14 protein-coding genes and 1 tRNA gene are annotated in these 15867 nt (G+C 59.5%); 3 read left to right on the top strand and 12 right to left on the bottom strand.

Annotation, left to right across the window (positions count from 1 at the left end; translation table 11 throughout):
• Positions 1-3: 3 nt before the first annotated feature.
• From ispF to disA, 3 genes are read right to left on the bottom strand one after another with little or no spacing between them, the layout of a single operon-like run.
• Positions 4-498: a 2-C-methyl-D-erythritol 2,4-cyclodiphosphate synthase gene (gene ispF / locus DW913_RS09300; RefSeq protein WP_006234975.1), complete on the bottom strand. Its 495-nt coding sequence runs from the start codon at positions 496-498 to the stop codon at positions 4-6.
• Entirely contained in the window at positions 488-1216 is a 729-nt protein-coding gene (gene ispD, locus DW913_RS09295; protein ID WP_117798311.1) for a 2-C-methyl-D-erythritol 4-phosphate cytidylyltransferase, read from the bottom strand. Before ispD ends, ispF begins: the two co-directional genes overlap by 11 nt.
• Complete coding sequence (disA, locus tag DW913_RS09290; RefSeq protein WP_369831362.1) at positions 1216-2256, bottom strand: DNA integrity scanning diadenylate cyclase DisA; 1041 nt, start codon at positions 2254-2256, stop codon at positions 1216-1218. The genes ispD and disA overlap by 1 nt, the downstream gene beginning before the upstream one ends.
• 248 nt (positions 2257-2504) lie before the next feature.
• Here disA and DW913_RS09285 point away from each other — a divergent pair, with 248 nt between their 5' ends.
• From DW913_RS09285 to DW913_RS09275, 3 genes are all read left to right on the top strand, one after another.
• Positions 2505-3083, top strand: a complete 579-nt coding sequence (locus DW913_RS09285; protein WP_117798310.1) for a manganese efflux pump MntP family protein — start codon at positions 2505-2507, stop codon at positions 3081-3083.
• Between the two features lie 128 nt (positions 3084-3211).
• On the top strand, positions 3212-3643 hold the full coding sequence (locus tag DW913_RS09280) for a helix-turn-helix domain-containing protein (RefSeq protein ID WP_199580824.1): 432 nt from the start codon (positions 3212-3214) through the stop codon (positions 3641-3643).
• On the top strand, positions 3644-4948 hold the full coding sequence (locus DW913_RS09275) for a type II toxin-antitoxin system HipA family toxin (protein WP_117798308.1): 1305 nt from the start codon (positions 3644-3646) through the stop codon (positions 4946-4948).
• Between the two features lie 127 nt (positions 4949-5075).
• Here DW913_RS09275 and DW913_RS09270 read toward each other — a convergent pair whose 3' ends face one another.
• The 9 genes from DW913_RS09270 to DW913_RS09230 all read right to left on the bottom strand — a co-directional run bounded on the left by DW913_RS09270 (position 5076) and on the right by DW913_RS09230 (position 15667).
• Positions 5076-6533, bottom strand: coding sequence for an aminoacyl-histidine dipeptidase (locus DW913_RS09270; protein WP_117635966.1), 1458 nt, complete (start codon positions 6531-6533; stop codon positions 5076-5078).
• A 157-nt stretch (positions 6534-6690) separates the two neighbouring features.
• Positions 6691-7203: a PIN domain-containing protein gene (locus DW913_RS09265; RefSeq protein ID WP_158566233.1), complete on the bottom strand. Its 513-nt coding sequence runs from the start codon at positions 7201-7203 to the stop codon at positions 6691-6693.
• Positions 7200-7559 (bottom strand): type II toxin-antitoxin system RelB/DinJ family antitoxin, encoded by a 360-nt coding sequence (locus DW913_RS09260; protein ID WP_117758657.1) that lies wholly within the window; start codon positions 7557-7559, stop codon positions 7200-7202. Before DW913_RS09260 ends, DW913_RS09265 begins: the two co-directional genes overlap by 4 nt.
• A 124-nt stretch (positions 7560-7683) precedes the next feature.
• Positions 7684-10326: an ATP-dependent Clp protease ATP-binding subunit gene (locus DW913_RS09255; protein WP_117583115.1), complete on the bottom strand. Its 2643-nt coding sequence runs from the start codon at positions 10324-10326 to the stop codon at positions 7684-7686.
• A gap of 299 nt (positions 10327-10625) precedes the next feature.
• Entirely contained in the window at positions 10626-12194 is a 1569-nt protein-coding gene (locus DW913_RS09250) for a threonine/serine exporter ThrE family protein (RefSeq protein WP_199580822.1), read from the bottom strand.
• Positions 12195-12581: 387 nt separating this feature from the next.
• On the bottom strand, positions 12582-14546 hold the full coding sequence (gene lysS, locus DW913_RS09245) for a lysine--tRNA ligase (protein ID WP_117798306.1): 1965 nt from the start codon (positions 14544-14546) through the stop codon (positions 12582-12584).
• A 79-nt stretch (positions 14547-14625) separates the two neighbouring features.
• The gene (gene greA / locus DW913_RS09240; RefSeq protein ID WP_117798305.1) at positions 14626-15096 is read right to left on the bottom strand and encodes a transcription elongation factor GreA; all 471 of its coding nucleotides are present in this window, start codon (positions 15094-15096) and stop codon (positions 14626-14628) included.
• A gap of 106 nt (positions 15097-15202) precedes the next feature.
• Positions 15203-15478 carry a twin-arginine translocase TatA/TatE family subunit gene (tatA, locus tag DW913_RS09235; RefSeq protein ID WP_022094895.1) on the bottom strand — a complete coding sequence of 92 codons (276 nt, stop codon included), beginning with the start codon at positions 15476-15478 and terminating at the stop codon, positions 15203-15205.
• 112 nt (positions 15479-15590) lie between these two features.
• Positions 15591-15667, bottom strand: a tRNA-Pro gene (locus DW913_RS09230).
• Positions 15668-15867: the final 200 nt, after the last annotated feature.

Raw genomic sequence — 15867 nt, 5'->3', positions numbered from 1 at the left:
TCGTTACTCCTTAACGGTTTTCTGTAACAGGCAGACGGCCCAGGCGCCAATTCCCTCGCCTTGACCTTCCCAACCGAGCTTTTCGGTCGTAGTGGCGGCGACGCCCACGTTTTCGACGTCGACGCCCAGGGCATGGGCCAGGTTGGCGCGCATGGCATCGCGATGCGGGGTGATCTTGGGCTGCTGGCAGGCAATGGTGCAGTCGGCATCGACAAACTCAAAGCCCAGCTCGCGTGCATAGTCCATCACGCGAGCGAGCAGCACCATCGAGTCGGCGCCCTCATAGGCGGGATCGGTGTCGGGGAATAGCTTGCCAATGTCTCCCCCGCGGCAGGCGCCCAGAATGGCGTCGGCCAAGGCGTGCGCGAGCACATCGGCATCCGAGTGGCCCAGCAGGCCGCGCTCGTAGGGAATGTCGACACCGCCGATGATACATCGACGCCCCTCCACCAGACGGTGAACGTCGTAGCCGTGTCCAATGCGCAGGTTACTGAACATGGGGAAGGTCCTCTCCCTCGGCCATGCGACCGAGCAGAATCGCGGTTACGGGACGCAGGTCCTCGGGCACCGTCACCTTAAGGTTATCGCGCGGGCTCTGGACGCAGCGGACGCGCCCACCCATGCGCTCGACCAGCGACGAATCGTCCGTACCGATAAAGCCCTCGGCAATCGCCGTGGCATGGGCACGCCTCATGGCGTCGACGCTAAAGATCTGCGGCGTCTGCGCGGCCCAGTAAAGCTCGCGCGGCGGCGTCTCGACGATGTTGTCGCCGTCGACAATCTTGAGTGTGTCGATGGCAGGCTGGCCGCACACGACACCGTCGAGGGCGCGGTCGCTCACGAGCACGTCGATCGCATGATCGATGGCCTCGGTCGTGATGAGCGGACGGGCGCCGTCGTGGATGGCGACGTATTCAAAGCCCGCCGGCACCGCGTGCACGCCGGCGCGGGTGGAATCCTGGCGGGTCTCGCCGGCATCGGCAAAGCTGATGGGCGTGCTATACGAATACGGGCTGATGGCCAGGCGGCGCATCTCGGCACGACGCTCGGCAGGGCAAACCACGACGATGTGGCCGACCTTATTGCTACGGTCAAATGCGCGGATGGACCAGCTCATAAGCGGACGACCCGCTACATTGACGAGCTGCTTGCCACCGGGGTTACCAAAGCGCTGGCCGCTGCCACCGGCAACGACCACGGCGCATACGGGCGCCATTATGCGTTCCCCTGTTTGGTGCCCTTCATGCGGTACAGCGAGTCCGCAAGAATGGCAGGGTTGTTGACGCCAAAGTCGCCCAAGCGCTCCGGATCCTCGCTGATGTCATCCATGAGCTCCTGCAGCGATCCATACTCGTCGACGATCTTCTCGGCCACGCCGTCGCGCACGACGGACACGCGCGAAAGCGTGCGCAGGCCCAGCGGCGTCATGACGGAGTCCTCGTCCAGGTCGTCGTAGCCCAGAACCGCCGCCACATGCTGTGGGTCGGACAGGTCCTTAGGTGTCATACGGCTTAGGTTGGCGCGGATCTTCTCGGCGTTGGCCTCAGAGGAATCGCTTGCGTAGTCACGGATCATCAGGTCGTATTCGGTATCCATGCTGGAGCCCGCGAGCTGCTCGAGCTGCATCTGCACGAGCTTGCCCTGATTACCCAGCTTGACGATGCAATCCTTAAGCTCGGTTTTTGCCTGCTGCATGATCTCGAAGCTCGAGAAGATGCCGGTGATGTCGGCGAGCGTGACGTAGTCGTCGAGCTCAAGGGCCGTCAGGCGCAGCAAGGAGCGGTCGAGCGACTGACGGGTGGTCTGAAGCGTGGCGACGAGCTGGTTGACCGAGCTCATGATGGTGGTGACGGGCTGGATCTCGTAACTCTTGCCGTGGACGTACACGTTGACGACGGCACGACGGGCCGAGACCGAGATCACGATGGCATCGGTGAGCACCGACATGCGAGCGGCAGTACGGTGACGCATGCCCGTCTCACTCGTGGCGAGCGAGGGATCGGGATTGAGGTGGAAGTTGGCGCGCAGAATCTGGGTGAGGTCGCCATCGATAACGATGGCACCGTCCATCTTGGAGAGCTCGAACAGGCGGTTCGAGGTGAACGAAATGTTGAGTGGGAAGCCGTCGTTACCGGCAGCGAGCACGTTTTCGGTGTCGCCGACGCAGATAAGGGCACCCAGATGACCGGCGATGATCATGTCGAGGGCGGTGCGGATCGGCTGACCAGGTGCCGTCAGGCGGATGGCCTGTTCCATACGCTTTTGCAGCTCGTTCTTATCCAAGGCATCGCTCCCATCGCATACGCTCCATAAACGCTAAATAGTTTCTCACGGTTTGTCCCCGCGGCGCTCGCGAAATCCGATGCTTACAGAATGAGCGAACACCGCTTAGGCAGCTCATTTGGGACGGGGCTCTTTTGACTGCTCATGTGGTAGCATCGGGTCTCATATAAATGAGGGAGTAGTCGTGTAATCGGGTTCGCCCGCAGAGAGGGAGCCAGACTATGGGACTCGCAGAGCTCGTGTTGCTCGCCGTTGGCCTTTCGATGGACGCCTTTGCCGTTTCCATCTGCAAGGGCCTTGGCATGAAAAAGATCAACCTTAAAGTCGCCGTTGTGCTCGGCCTGTTCTTTGGCGGCTTTCAGGCCGGCATGCCCGTAATCGGATGGGCGCTCGGCAGTCAGTTTATGGGCATCATCGGCCCCATCGACCATTGGATTGCCTTTATTCTGTTGGCCTCCATCGGCGGCAAGATGCTGTGGGAAGCCTTTACCGAAGACGAGGATGAGGGCGACAACAAGAATGCCGAGACGGTTGACCTGGGCGAGTACCTGATCCTCGCCATCGCCACCTCAATCGACGCCCTAGCCGTAGGCATCTCGTTTGCGGCGCTCTCGGTCGATATCGTTCCCGCTGTATCGCTTATCGGCGTCACAACGTTTATCTTCTCCGTCGCCGGCGTAGCGATCGGCCACACCTTTGGCGCGCGCTACGAAAAACCCGCCACCATCGTCGGCGGCGTTGCGCTCACCCTCATCGGGCTTAAGATCTTGCTTGAGCATCTGGGGATTTTGGCGCTGTAGTGCCAAACACAATCGCTCAAAACTCAACGCCAGCACAAGGCCTCATGCAGAGTTTTGCATGAGTCCTTTTCATGCAGACTTTTGCATGTCATACTGATATGCAAAAGTCTGCACGTTCGGAGATCGCCGTGGATACCTTCCCCATCACCACACCCCGCCAAGCTGGCATCTACGTGCGCCAGGCACGCGAGGCTCAGGGTCTCACCCGTGCCGCCCTCGCCAAAAAGGCCGGTGTTTCGGAGCGTCTGCTCGCATCGCTCGAGCTAGGAGACGCCACCGGCATTCGACTCGACAAGTTGCTGACCGTCTTTAACGCACTCGGCATAGGTCTCTTTGTGCAAATCAATAACGACTCCATCGCATCACACACCGAACAACCAACGACGGCAGCAGACCTCCCTATCGCAAGCTCAAATACCCTGCCAAAGCCAAACGTAGGCAGACGGCCTCCTCGACAAGGAACGCCATCCTCCTACGGTGCCTTGCTGGCCCAAATCGCAGCCGAGCAAGGCCTTTCCAGCACTTCGAATCTCTCCTTTGGGTGTAAGGTTGTGAAATAAATGGCAGTGATGGAACTTACGACCCTCATTTGTGGCGAAATCGCCGGCACACTCCGACAAGACAAGCAAGGACTCTGCAGCTTTGCGTACGCTCCAACCTATTGCGGGGCACCGCTATCGCTTACAATGCCGCTTTCCAATCGCACGTATAGTCATAGCATCGTCCGCCCGTTCTTATTTGGCCTTTTGCCTGACAGTCAAGAGCAGCGGCGCGCTATTGCCGCCGAGTATGACGTTGCTTCCAATAACCCTGTCGCCCTCTTGCGTCATATCGGTCTTGACTGCGCGGGCGCCGTTCAGTTTTGTCAAATCGATCAATTAGATGCTGCCTACAGCAGAATCTCGACATACCGCCCGCTTACCAATTCTCAAATTGCTCGCAGACTCAAAGCAATTCGCGATGACGAAAGTGAAACATGGATGGGCTCCAACGAAAGCTGGTCCCTGGGCGGCAACCAAGGCAAATTTGCACTAGCCTGGCATGACGGCCAATGGTGCGAATGTCTAGGGTCGTCCCCCACTACCCATATCTTCAAAAATGGTGTCGTTGGGTTCAAACATCAGGCCTTAAACGAATTCGTCTGCATGAAAACGGCTCAGCGTGTTGGCATTCCAACTGCCAACGTCTCCTATTGCACATTTGAAGACGAAGCCGCACTCGTCATTGAACGGTACGACAGAATGGTCAATAACAGCGGAAGTATCGAAAGGCTGCATCAGGAGGACTTTTGCCAGGCGCTCGGTGTATTGCCAAGCCAGAAATACACCGCCGACGGAGGACCGACTACACGAGACATCCAAGAACGACTGATTAACACAGTCCCCCACCACATGAATCTTGTGCTTTTTACCTATATGTTGTTCTATAACGCCATTATCGGAGCGCCTGACGCACACGCTAAAAACTACTCGCTCATCCTAGGCAAAGGCACAAACGCGGCACTCGCACCCATGTACGATGTCGCATCGGGCTTGGCGTATGAGAGCATGCGACGTCGGGCACGCCTTGCTATGAGCGTTGGCGGCGAAAATCGTGTGGGGCGCATCGGTCCAGGTGCTATCCGCCGATACCACGGTATGGGCGACCCCGCGCTGGAGACGGCGCTCACCGATGCCGGGCTATCCGAGAAGTTTTGCTTTGCGACCATGATGGACCTCGCCTACGAGGTACCCATTTGCATGGAAGAGGTCATGGACGAATACGCCGACCTGCCCGGCATGGCGGACCTGCGCGATCATATGCTCGGCCCCGTCCGCGAAAACTGCCAGCGAACCCTCGACCTCATCAGGGCGGATATGGGCTAGACGCCAATCAATTTCCCATTTCTTAAAAGAAGAGAGGGGACACCTGTCGCAAAAGACCGGGTACCCCCTCTCGTAATGTCATTTGCAATCCGCTAGCACGTGGCTCGGACTGCTGCTAGCGCAACCTTTACGCGGCGAGGCGCTTGAGCACGTCGATGAGCAGCTCGTAGAAGCGCTCGGCAGAAGCGAGCTCCATGCTCTCGTCCGGGGTGTGGACATCGGAGAGCGTCGGGCCCACGGCGATGGCATCCAGGCCGTGCAGGGCCTCGGCAAACAGGCCGCACTCAAGGCCGGCGTGAATGGACTCGATGCGCAGCTCGGAGCCAAAGAGCTCGCGATAGCTCTCGACAAAGACGTCGCGGACCGGCGAATGCTCGGCATAGCTCCAGCCGGGATACTCGAACTCAAACTTGGCGTCGAAGCCCAGGACATCGGCAAGCGTCTGCAAACGATCCTTGAACTCGTTCTGCAGCGAGGTGATCGAGGAGCGCGGGGAAAGCATGATCTTAACCTCGTCGTCAGAGGTGGCAACCACACCGATGTTGGAGGAAACCTCGACGGAGCCGTCGGTGGCGACGTTGCGGCGAATCACGCCGTTAGGGGCAAGACGCAGGGCGCGGATGAGGGCAAGCGCGGACTTCTGGTCCATGGCCTCGACCTCGGCGTCGTCGGCAATCTCGACGGTGCAGGTAAAGCCGGGGTCGAAGACCTCGAGCTCGGCAGTGACGTCGGCGATGATGTCCTTTGCGATCTGGGCCGCGGCCTCGGCGGCAGCGTGGTCGGCATAGACCAGAACAGCCTTGCACTCACGGTTGATGGCGTTGTCCTTGGTGCCGCCGTTAAAGCTCACGATGGCGGGCTCGCCGGCAACCATCAGGCGGTCGATGATGCGGGCCATGATGAGGTTGCCGTTGCCGCGCTCCAGGTGGATATCGCTGCCGGAGTGGCCGCCCAGCAGGCCGGAGATGTCGAGCGTGAGGGTGCTACCGGTCTTGTGCTCGCGCGCGATGGGGCAGGTGTAGGTAACGACGACGCCGCCGGCGCAGCTGACGGTGGCAACGCCCTCTTCCTCGGAGTCAAGGTTAATCATGGTGCGGGCGCTAATCTGGGACTTGTCGAGCGTCTCGGCGCCGACCAGGCCAGTCTCCTCGTCGGTGGTGAATACGCACTCGAGGGCGGGGTGAACGATCGAATCGTCATCGAGAACAGTGAGCATAAGCGCGACGGCGATACCGTTGTCGGCGCCCAGAGTGGTGCCGTTAGCGGTGAGGACGCCGTCCTTGACGACCAGGTCGATACCGTCGGTCGTAAAGTCGTGCTCAACAGAGCCCAACTTGTCGCACACCATATCGATGTGGCCCTGCAGCATCACGGTCGGAGCATTCTCGGCGCCGGCAGAAGCGGGCTTGCGAATGATGACGTTGTAGACCTCGTCCTGGTACACATCGAGGCCGCGCTCCTTAGCAAACGCAACCAGGAAATCGCTGATGCCCTTCTCGTTGCCAGACCCACGGGGGATCGCGCTGACCTCCTCAAAGAAATGGAACAGTTGGGCGGGCTCGTAGCCGGTGATCTTGTAATCCATGGTGCCTCCTTGGCGCAACTGGTTAGACAGTAAGACATGCGACTTGTATATTCCCAGACTTTGCGTGCATAAACCAGTCGAAAACGCCGAGCGCCCTTGCATCATCGGCTAACGGCGGGGAAACGCCACTTTATCAAGATAAAGCAGGTCAGATGTATCATGCCGAGGATCCTTTGCCCTCTCCGACCAATTTCAGAGCTTGGTAAACGTCAATGCATACGCCATTGGTATGTTTGATAAGGTCTTTATCCCCCGTCACGACGTAATCGGCATCAATGCGATTGGCGACGCCCAGCATCAGGTCGTCCTCAAAGTCATTGTGGTGGTACTTGAACACAAAGGAGTCGAAGACCTCGTCTGCACCGACCGGGGCGATGAGGGCTAGCTCGCGCATCTGTCGAACGCATGCCCAAGCCGTTTCGCCTGCCGCCGCAATGGCGTTATCGCTCAGTGAGCCAGTCTTTCTTCGGCACTCCTGCTTGATTGCCGCCGAGACAAGATATGAAACGTCTTTGACCGAAAGCGACGAGGCAAACAGGGCAATCCGCTCCGAGGCGTCGGCAATCTCGATCAGATGGACGACATTTGCCGTACGGTCGGACCTGCCAGAAAAATAATCCATCCATACGTTGGTATCGATTAACAGCTTGAGGACGCCTTCTGTGCTCATAGTTCCACCCATTCGGGATAGCGCTCCGCCATGGCCTCCTCATAGAGGTCGTCATAGTCTCCCGAGAACTCAGGGATGGGGATGCCGTATTTGAGGCACGAATCGCGAACGATATGGCTGCCTTGCGCGGCCCTTGACTCCATGCGCTGGGGCTCCACTCCGTCAGAAACCGGAGCCGCCGCGTCTCCCTTCGAGGGCATGCGTCCGTTAACGACCAGATACTCCCAAAGTGTCCGAACGGCTTGTGACGGCGTCATGCCAATATGAGTCAGGACGGCGTCTCCCGCCTCTTTGAGCTGGCGATCTATACGCACGTTCATCTGAACTGGCCGCGTGTCGAGTATTGACGTAGGCATATCGGCTCCTTTGCTATACTATATCTCGATTTTAGTATAGCACGGCAGATTGAAGCGCATTTCAATAGAAATGGGGGCGCTTCCTTATCGGAAACGCCCCCGTTATACAAGGTATGTTTAATCCCTACAGCGCACCAGAGCCGGCTTGCATCATACCGCCGGGGCCCGAGGTCACGCCGCCGCTCACGGGCGCGGCGTTGCCGGTGTGCGGTGCCGCCGGGGCGGTATCGCCACCGAGCGTGCCCGCCGGACGCGGTGCCGGGATCTCGCCCGTGCCATGGCTAAAGACAAACTTGCCATCGGCCACGTCGCACAGGACGGTATCGCCCTCACCCCACTCGCCGGCCAGAAGCTCCTCGGACAGCGGGTCCTCGATGAGCTTTTGAATAGCACGGCGCAGCGGACGCGCACCGTTGGTGAGGTCGGTGCCCTCGGCCACGATCTTGTCATAGGCCGCATCGGTGAGCTTGATGTTCATGCCGTTGGCAATCAGGCGCTGGCGCAGATCGTCCACCAGCAGGTGAGCGATCTTGGTCAGGTTCTCGCCCGAGAGCTTCTGGAACACCACGATGTCGTCGATGCGGTTGAGCAGCTCGGGGCGGAACAGGCGCTTGAGCTCGCCCATCGCGCGGCCGCGGATCTCACTCGACGTGAGACCCTGCTCGCCGGTGGTGCCAAAGCCCACGCTCGCATCCTGCGCAATCTCGCGGGCGCCCACGTTGGACGTCATGATGATCACGGTATTGCGGAAGTCGACCGTCTTGCCCTGGCTATCAGTCAGGCGGCCCTCCTCCAGCACCTGCAGCAGGATGTTGAAGATGTCGGGGTGCGCCTTCTCGATCTCGTCGAACAGCACGACCGAATACGGGTGACGACGAACGGCCTTGGTAAGCTGACCGCCCTCGTCGTGACCCACGTAACCCGGAGGGCTACCGATAAGCTTGGAGACCTCGAACTCGCTGCCGAACTCCGACATGTCGAAGCTGATGAGCGCGTCCTTGCTGCCAAAGAGGTACTCAGCGAGCGTCTTGGCGAGCTCGGTCTTGCCTGTGCCGGTGGGACCCAGGAAGATAAAGCTGCCGCCGGGGCGACGCGGGTCCTTGAGCGGCGAGCGGCTGCGGCGCACGGCCTTGGCGACGGCCTCGACAGCCTCGTCCTGGCCGATAATGCGGGTCTTGAGCACGCTTTCGGTCTGCAGCAGGCGACGGCTCTCGCTCTCGGTGAGCGAGGAAACCGGCACGCCCGAGGTCACGGACACGATGTCGGCAATCTGACTCACGTCGATGGTGAGCGGGCTGGCGTCGAGCTCGGCGGTCCAGGCGGCCTTGGCTTCGGCGAGTTCAATCTCGGCGGCCTTCTGCTGCTCGGTGATCTCGGCGGCCTTGTTCATGTCGTCGCTCTCGGTAGCCTCCTGTGCGGCAGCCTTGAGTTCCTCGATGCGATGCTCGGCCTCGCGCACCGGCTCGGGTGCGCGATTCGCGGCGATGCGAGCACGGGCACCGGCCTCGTCAATGAGGTCGATGGCCTTATCGGGCAGGAAGCGATCCTGAATGTAGCGGTTGGAGAGGTTCGCAGCGGCCTCGATGGCACCCTGCGTGTAACGCACGTGGTGGTGCTCCTCGTAGCGCGGCTTGAGCGCAGTCAGGATCTTGACCGTGTCCTCGACGCTCGGCTCCTCGACATCGATGGTCTGGAAGCGACGCTCGAAGGCTGGGTCCTTGGTGAGGTACTTGCGGAATTCCTCGGCCGTGGTGGCGCCGATAATCTGGAAGGCACCACGCGCGAGCACGGGCTTGAGCATGGAGCTTGCATCGATGGATCCCTCGGCAGAACCGGCACCGATGATGGTGTGCATCTCGTCGATAAACAGAATGACGTCGTCGGCCTCGGTCGCCTCCTGGATCACGTTCTTGAGGCGCTCCTCAAACTCACCGCGATACTTGGCGCCCGCGACAAGACCCGGCAGGTCAAGCGTCCAGATGTTCTGGTTCATAAGGTTCTCGGGCACATTGCCGGCAGCGATCTGCCGTGCCAGGCCCTCGACGATGGCCGTCTTGCCCACGCCGGGGTCGCCCAGGATAAGTGGGTTGTTCTTGGTGCGGCGCGAAAGAATTTCCATCATACGCTGGACTTCCTTTTCGCGACCAATTACAGGGTCGAGCTCGCCGTCGCGCGCCTTCTGCGTGAGGTTGGTCGCGAACTGCTTAAGCGTATCGGTGCCACTCCCCTTTTGCTGAGAGGCATCCGAGCCGCTAAAGAACGGCAGGCCCGCACCGGGACGACCAGCACCGGCGCCGGCGAGCGGACGCTTCTTGTCCTGGTCCTTGGCGGTGAGTTTCTCGATAGCCTTTTTGATGGAGGCGGACGACACACCCAAGCGCATGAGGATGTCCATGGCCATGCCGTTGCCCTCTTCGACGATGCCGATCAGCAAGTGCTCGGTCGACACGTAGGTCTGGTTGTTCTCACGCGCCACGCGGAATGAACGCTCCATCACGCTAATGACGAGCGGCGTAAAGGCGAGCTTGGCCGCCTCGGTCTCCTCACTGGGCTCGGGAACCGTGGTCTGGACCTCTTTGAGAGTATCCATGATGTCATCGTAGGAGATGTCGAGCGAACGCAGTGCCTCGGCGGCAATGCCCTCGTCCTCCTTGGCAAGCGCGAGCAGCAGGTGCTCGGTACCCACCTTATTTGAATGAAGATCGAGCGCCTCTTGCTTGGCCATGGACATGACCTTGCGCGCGCGATCGGTAAAACGGTCTAACATGCTAGTTCCTCTTAGACGAGCTAGTTTTTTCAAACGCAAAGCGCCGCCCCGCGGCAGCGCTTTGGTCTCTTTACCCATATGGAGTATATGTTAACCGTTGGGACCTTTCCCGCATGCAGCCATACGGCAACGTCTACAAAAAAGGAATTGCCAGGTGCGTCTGCATCGGCCCAACGAGCGTGGATTTTCGGACACCCATTCCACGAGCGTGGATAATCTCCCGTTTTGAGCCCGTAAACAGGCCAAAAACGGGAGATTATCCACGTTCATGTTTTGCGGATCAGTTTCATTTGCACCAATTAGCTGGTGTGGCGCCAGCGAGGGTCGGTGAGCGTACGCGCCACACCCAGGCCAACGGGCAAAAACGCCACGATGAGCACTGCACGCACAAACCAGCCGAGCATATTGACCGTGTCGAAGGTGCACATGTAATACATCGAGCGATACAGATACAAGCCCGGCACCATAATGACAATCGATGGCACCGTGAGGGCGATACGTGGGTAGGTGAGCTTGATTTCGGCTAAGCTCGCGAGCAGGCCCGATACCAGCGCACCGATAAACGCTGCTGCCTCGGGAGGCATACCTAAGCTCAGGCCCAGGAAGGGAAACAGCGCCGGCGCATCGACAAGGGTCAGACGCAAGGTATTGGACACGGCGCCGATCAGCCCAGCTGCCGCGGCCATCTTTACCGGGCTGTTGAACATCACCGAGAAGCCAAATACACCGATAAAGCTCATCAGTATGCGCAAGAGCGTAAGAGCCAACGGTGAGAGGCCGAGCGGGGCGAAGTCATCCGGCGCCAGCCCCACACATTCGGCAACCATCCAGCCTACGAGGGTCGCCATCACAATAATTGACACAGCATACGATAGACGCTCGATGCCGCTTCGCATATCGAGCTTTGCGATGTCGAGGCCTGCCGTAATGAGGGGGAAGCCGGGGATGACAAAGAGCATCGCGCCGATATAGCCTTCTTGGTGCGACATTGCCCCCGGTACGACCTGGCCAAGGCCGAGCAATGCCAGCAGATACGAAACGCAAGCGAGCGCAACGCCAATCGTCAGCGCGCTAAACTGGCCAAGACCCTGCTTGAGAATATGAGAGCGAGCAAAGTTGCCAACACCAGCGCCTACGAATGCGCAGGCCATCTCGATAGGGCCGCCGCCGAGCAAAAAGACGAAGGCGCCGCAAGCACAAGCTGCCGCAAGGCCCTGTTGCCAGGGAGAGTAATCGGGTTTTGAACTCTCAACGGTCTTGAGCATCTCGTGGTATTCGTGCACGGTAAACCGGCGCCCATACGTCTCGATTTCCTTTAGGAAGCTCTCCATCATCCAAATGCGATGGGTATTGACTCCCGTTGTGGGCAGGCTGACAACCTCGTTAAAGCAGTGGCCATCTTCGATGCAGGTGCACTCAAACGACAGAAGACTTAAGTCAACGTGGACGGTGACACCGAGTACGGCGGCGACGCGATTCATGGTATCGCGTACACGCCAGGCACCCGTTCCGCTCGCGAGCATAAGCATACCGGTGCGGCAGATGATGGATGACTTATCGGTGAGCGGCGCATCGACGGCAAGCTCATCGCCTGCCGTCACGATCTGGTGCCAGTCAGTTTTCATATGGAGTGCGCCGGCACGAACACCGTGGTGCATGGGGGCTCTCGAAAGCAGCGAGTCAAGGCGCGAAGACTGTGGGGACTCCATTGATTCGTCCTCAACCTCATCAGTCTCTTCATCGACCAGATCAAATGAGTCAAGCGATGCCGGCTCGCGACGATCGATTAGCTCCTCATCCTCATCGTCAAAGTAATTGAACTGATCGAGCATGTCCTCTTCGATTGCACGCTCGCTCGCGTCGTCCATATAGACGCTCCCTTCCTACCGACTAACCCCCATCCTAGGCAGCGACGGCTAAAGGAAACATAAAAGAGACGACTGTCATGCGAGCCATGCGCGCAATAGCCGTTGGGTAGTCGTTTAAGAACGTCCCCAATGACTATTGACAGCCAAGGCAACGTCGATGCCCTGGCAACGACAGCGAAAGCCCGCCAGAGCGAGCAAGGTGCTTTGAAACGAGATGCCACCATAGGTTGAGCATAAGTCAGCGAGCGGGTCGCATTTGAGACAAGGTGACGTGAAACGAAAGGGCGCTGACCTTCTGGTCGCGCCCTTGAAGTTGAACGTCAGATTGTCCAAATGCGGCCCGCGCAGCGTCGAGCCGTTACGCGGTTCGTAGAACCGCGTAACTAGTTAGTACATCTTTGCGCCGGCGGGGATGGAAGCGTCGAGCTGGATCAGGTTGAGGCGCTCCTCGCCCTCCTCCTCGTGGACAGCGCTGATCAGCATGCCGCAGCTGGGAATACCCATCATCTTGCGCGGAGGCAGGTTGGTGATGGCGAGCAGCGTCTTACCGACCAGGTCCTCGGGCTCATAGTAGCCATGAATGCCGGAGAGGATGGTACGGTCGGTGCCGGTGCCGTCGTCGAGCGTAAAGTTCAGCAGCTTCTTGGACTTCTTGACGGCCTCGCATGCCTTGACCTTCACGGCGCGGAAGTCGCTCTTGGAGAAGGTATCAAAGTCGACGAACTCCTCAAACAGCGGCTCAACGGCAATCTTGGAATAATCAACCGTGGGCTTGAGCGACTTAACGAACGGGCTCGCGGCGTTGCCGGCCTCGGCAGCCTTGGCAGCAGCGGCACCGGACTGGAAACCCTTCTCGGGCTTCATGTGCGGGAACAGCAGCACGTCGCGGATGGAAGCCTGGTTGGTGAGCAGCATGACCACGCGGTCGATACCGATGCCGATGCCGCCCGCGGGAGGCATACCGTACTCGAGGGCGCGCACGTAGTCTTCGTCATACTCCATGGCCTCATCGTCGCCGCCGGCCTTCTCGGCCATCTGGGCAGCAAAGCGCTCAGCCTGGTCGACCGGGTCGTTGAGCTCGGAGAACGCGTTGGCGTACTCGTGACCGGCAATAACCAGCTCAAAGCGGTGCGTCAGGCGCGGGTCGTCCTCAAAGCGCTTGGCAAGCGGGCTGACCTCGATGGGGTAATCGCACACGAACGTGGGGTTGACGATGGTGTCCTCGCCCAGCTCATCGTAGATCTCGGCGATAATCTTGCCGGCGGTCCACTCGGGCTTAATCTCCAGGCCCTTCTCGCGCGCAGCGGCAGCAAGCTCCTCGACCGGCGTATCGATGGTGACCTGCTTGCCGAGCACGTCGGAGACGATGTCGGTCATGGGACGGCTGGCCCACTCACCAGAAAGGTCGATGGTCTGGCCCTGGTACTCGATGACCTCGGGGTTGCCGATGGCCTTGTTCGCAGCCTTGATGACGCCCTGGGCGAGCGCCTTCATGCCCTCGAGGTCGGAGAAGGCACGGTAGGCCTCCATCGTGGTGAACTCGGGGTTGTGGGTAAGGTCCATGCCCTCGTTACGGAAGATGCGGCCGATCTCGAACACGCGCTCAAAACCACCGACGATGCAGCGCTTGAGGTGAAGCTCGGTGGCAATACGCAGGTAGCACTCCTGATCGAGCGCGTTAAAGTGCGTGATGAACGGCTTGGCCGTGGCACCACCCTGGATGGTCTGCAGGATAGGGGTCTCAACCTCCATGTAGCCGTCGGACTCCATAAAGCGGCGGAAGGTGGAGAGAATCTGCGAACGCTTACGGAAGGTCTCGCGAACGTCGTCGTTGGCGATCAGGTCGACATAGCGCTGGCGATAGCGGGTCTCCTTGTCGGAAAGACCGTGGAACTTCTCGGGCAGCGGACGAACGGCCTTGGCAAGCAGGGTCGCGCTCTTAGGGGCAACGGAAAGCTGGCCACGCTGGGTGCGCACGACCACGCCGGTCACACCCAGGATGTCGCCCAGGTCGAGGGCCTTGAGCGTACTCCAGGCAGCCTCGTCCATGTCGTTGATGCGGCAGAACAGCTGAATCTCGGCAGTCGCATCGCGCACGACGATGAACATGATCTTGCCCTGACCGCGCTTGGCGACCACGCGGCCGGCGATCTTCACGACGTCCTCGGTGTCCTCGCCATCGGCAAGCTCGGCGTACTTAGTCTCGATATCGGCGACGTAGTCCTCAAGCTCAGAGTGCTCGGGATAGGGGTTCTGGCCCGCCTCGAACAGGGCGGCGCGCTTGGCCAGGCGGGTGGCGCGCTCGTCGTTGAGCGTCGATGCCTGATCGGCGGCGTTCTGGTTCTCTGCCATAAGTTAGCTCCTCAAACTAAAACGCTCCCCAGGATTCGGTCCCAGGGAGCGAAAACATACCTTTACGCGGGACCGTGGTCTAGCGTGCGATCTTGGCGATGGTGTAGACGCGAGTCTTGCCGGAAGGCGTAACGACCTCGACGGAGTCGCCCTCGCCGTGACCGATGATGGCGTGACCGACCGGAGACTCGTTGGAAATCTTGTGCTCGAGCGAGTTGGTCTCGGTGGTACCGACGAGCGTGACTTCCATGACCTCACCGTTGGGATCAATCAGAGAAACGGTGGAACCGATGGAGACGGTCAGATCGCCCGCGGTGGCAGCAACCTGAGCGTTGGCGAGGATGGCCTGGATCTCGGCAATACGAGCGGCGTTCTGGGCCTGCTTGTCCTTGGCGGCGTCATACTCGGAGTTCTCCGAAAGGTCGCCGAACGCGCGGGCTTCCTTGATGTCCTCGACGATCTCCTTGGCGTAATCGCCCTCACGCCAAGCGAGCTCCTCGACGAGCTTCTGGCGGCCCTCAGCGGTCAGTACGATCTGGCTTGCGTCCATACGGATATCTCCCCAACTCTGATCAAACAATCAACTGTCAACAAAACGAAAAAGACCGGCTAGCCTGCGGGCAAGCCGGTCAGGTGCTCACCCCAAAGGGATGGGACTACTCTGCGTCCGCGTCGCTGTCCTCTGCCTGCTTCTTCTTGGCAGCAGCGAGCTTGGCCTCGAGCTCAGCGATCTCCTTGTCCTCCTCGGACTGCTCGACCACGACCTCCTCGGCCTGTTTGGTCTCGGCCTTATCGTCGCCCTCCATACCCTCGCGGATATTCTTGACGGTAGAGCCGAGGGACTTGCCGAGCTTCGGCAGGTTCTTGGGCCCGAAGATAATCAGGACAACGACGAGAATAATGATGAGCTCAGGAGCCCTCAGTCCAAACATGTAGACCTCCACAATACAGCGAGACAAGCTCGAATGAGTATACCGCGGGTATCGCGGTATCACAACAATAGCTAAAAAAAGGGACCGCAAGAAGCGGTCCCTCCTCATGCTCTGGTCGGGTTGACTGGATTTGAACCAGCGACCCCTGCGTCCCGAACGCAGTGCTCTACCAAACTGAGCCACAACCCGTTAGCTCGACTATAGTAACAAAGATTTCCGTCGTGTGCTAGAGAAATTTTTACTTCTTTGGCACTTCGACGCGAACCCTTGATTATCAACTTTATCCGAACACCTCCCACATTCATCCGCACATGTACGGATGAATATGGGAACCCGATACCCTGAGGGCCGGATCGGCCGGCCCCGGGAGATCGGAGGACGGCATGTCC

The organism is Collinsella sp. AM42-18AC (assembly GCF_003467965.1).
Classification (GTDB): domain Bacteria; phylum Actinomycetota; class Coriobacteriia; order Coriobacteriales; family Coriobacteriaceae; genus Collinsella.
The sequence above is the reverse complement of the archived record's forward strand: the minus strand, read 5'-3'. Positions and strand labels throughout refer to the sequence as shown.

Coding starts and splice junctions, on each gene's coding strand:
- ispF (WP_006234975.1), bottom strand. CDS start 498: ATGTTCAGTAACCTGCGCATTGGACACGGCTACGACGTTCACCGTCTG.
- ispD (WP_117798311.1), bottom strand. CDS start 1,216: ATGGCGCCCGTATGCGCCGTGGTCGTTGCCGGTGGCAGCGGCCAGCGC.
- disA (WP_369831362.1), bottom strand. CDS start 2,256: ATGGAACAGGCCATCCGCCTGACGGCACCTGGTCAGCCGATCCGCACC.
- DW913_RS09285 (WP_117798310.1), top strand. CDS start 2,505: ATGGGACTCGCAGAGCTCGTGTTGCTCGCCGTTGGCCTTTCGATGGAC.
- DW913_RS09275 (WP_117798308.1), top strand. CDS start 3,644: ATGGCAGTGATGGAACTTACGACCCTCATTTGTGGCGAAATCGCCGGC.
- DW913_RS09270 (WP_117635966.1), bottom strand. CDS start 6,533: ATGGATTACAAGATCACCGGCTACGAGCCCGCCCAACTGTTCCATTTC.
- DW913_RS09265 (WP_158566233.1), bottom strand. CDS start 7,203: ATGAGCACAGAAGGCGTCCTCAAGCTGTTAATCGATACCAACGTATGG.
- DW913_RS09260 (WP_117758657.1), bottom strand. CDS start 7,559: ATGCCTACGTCAATACTCGACACGCGGCCAGTTCAGATGAACGTGCGT.
- DW913_RS09255 (WP_117583115.1), bottom strand. CDS start 10,326: ATGTTAGACCGTTTTACCGATCGCGCGCGCAAGGTCATGTCCATGGCC.
- DW913_RS09250 (WP_199580822.1), bottom strand. CDS start 12,194: ATGGACGACGCGAGCGAGCGTGCAATCGAAGAGGACATGCTCGATCAG.
- lysS (WP_117798306.1), bottom strand. CDS start 14,546: ATGGCAGAGAACCAGAACGCCGCCGATCAGGCATCGACGCTCAACGAC.
- greA (WP_117798305.1), bottom strand. CDS start 15,096: ATGGACGCAAGCCAGATCGTACTGACCGCTGAGGGCCGCCAGAAGCTC.
- tatA (WP_022094895.1), bottom strand. CDS start 15,478: ATGTTTGGACTGAGGGCTCCTGAGCTCATCATTATTCTCGTCGTTGTC.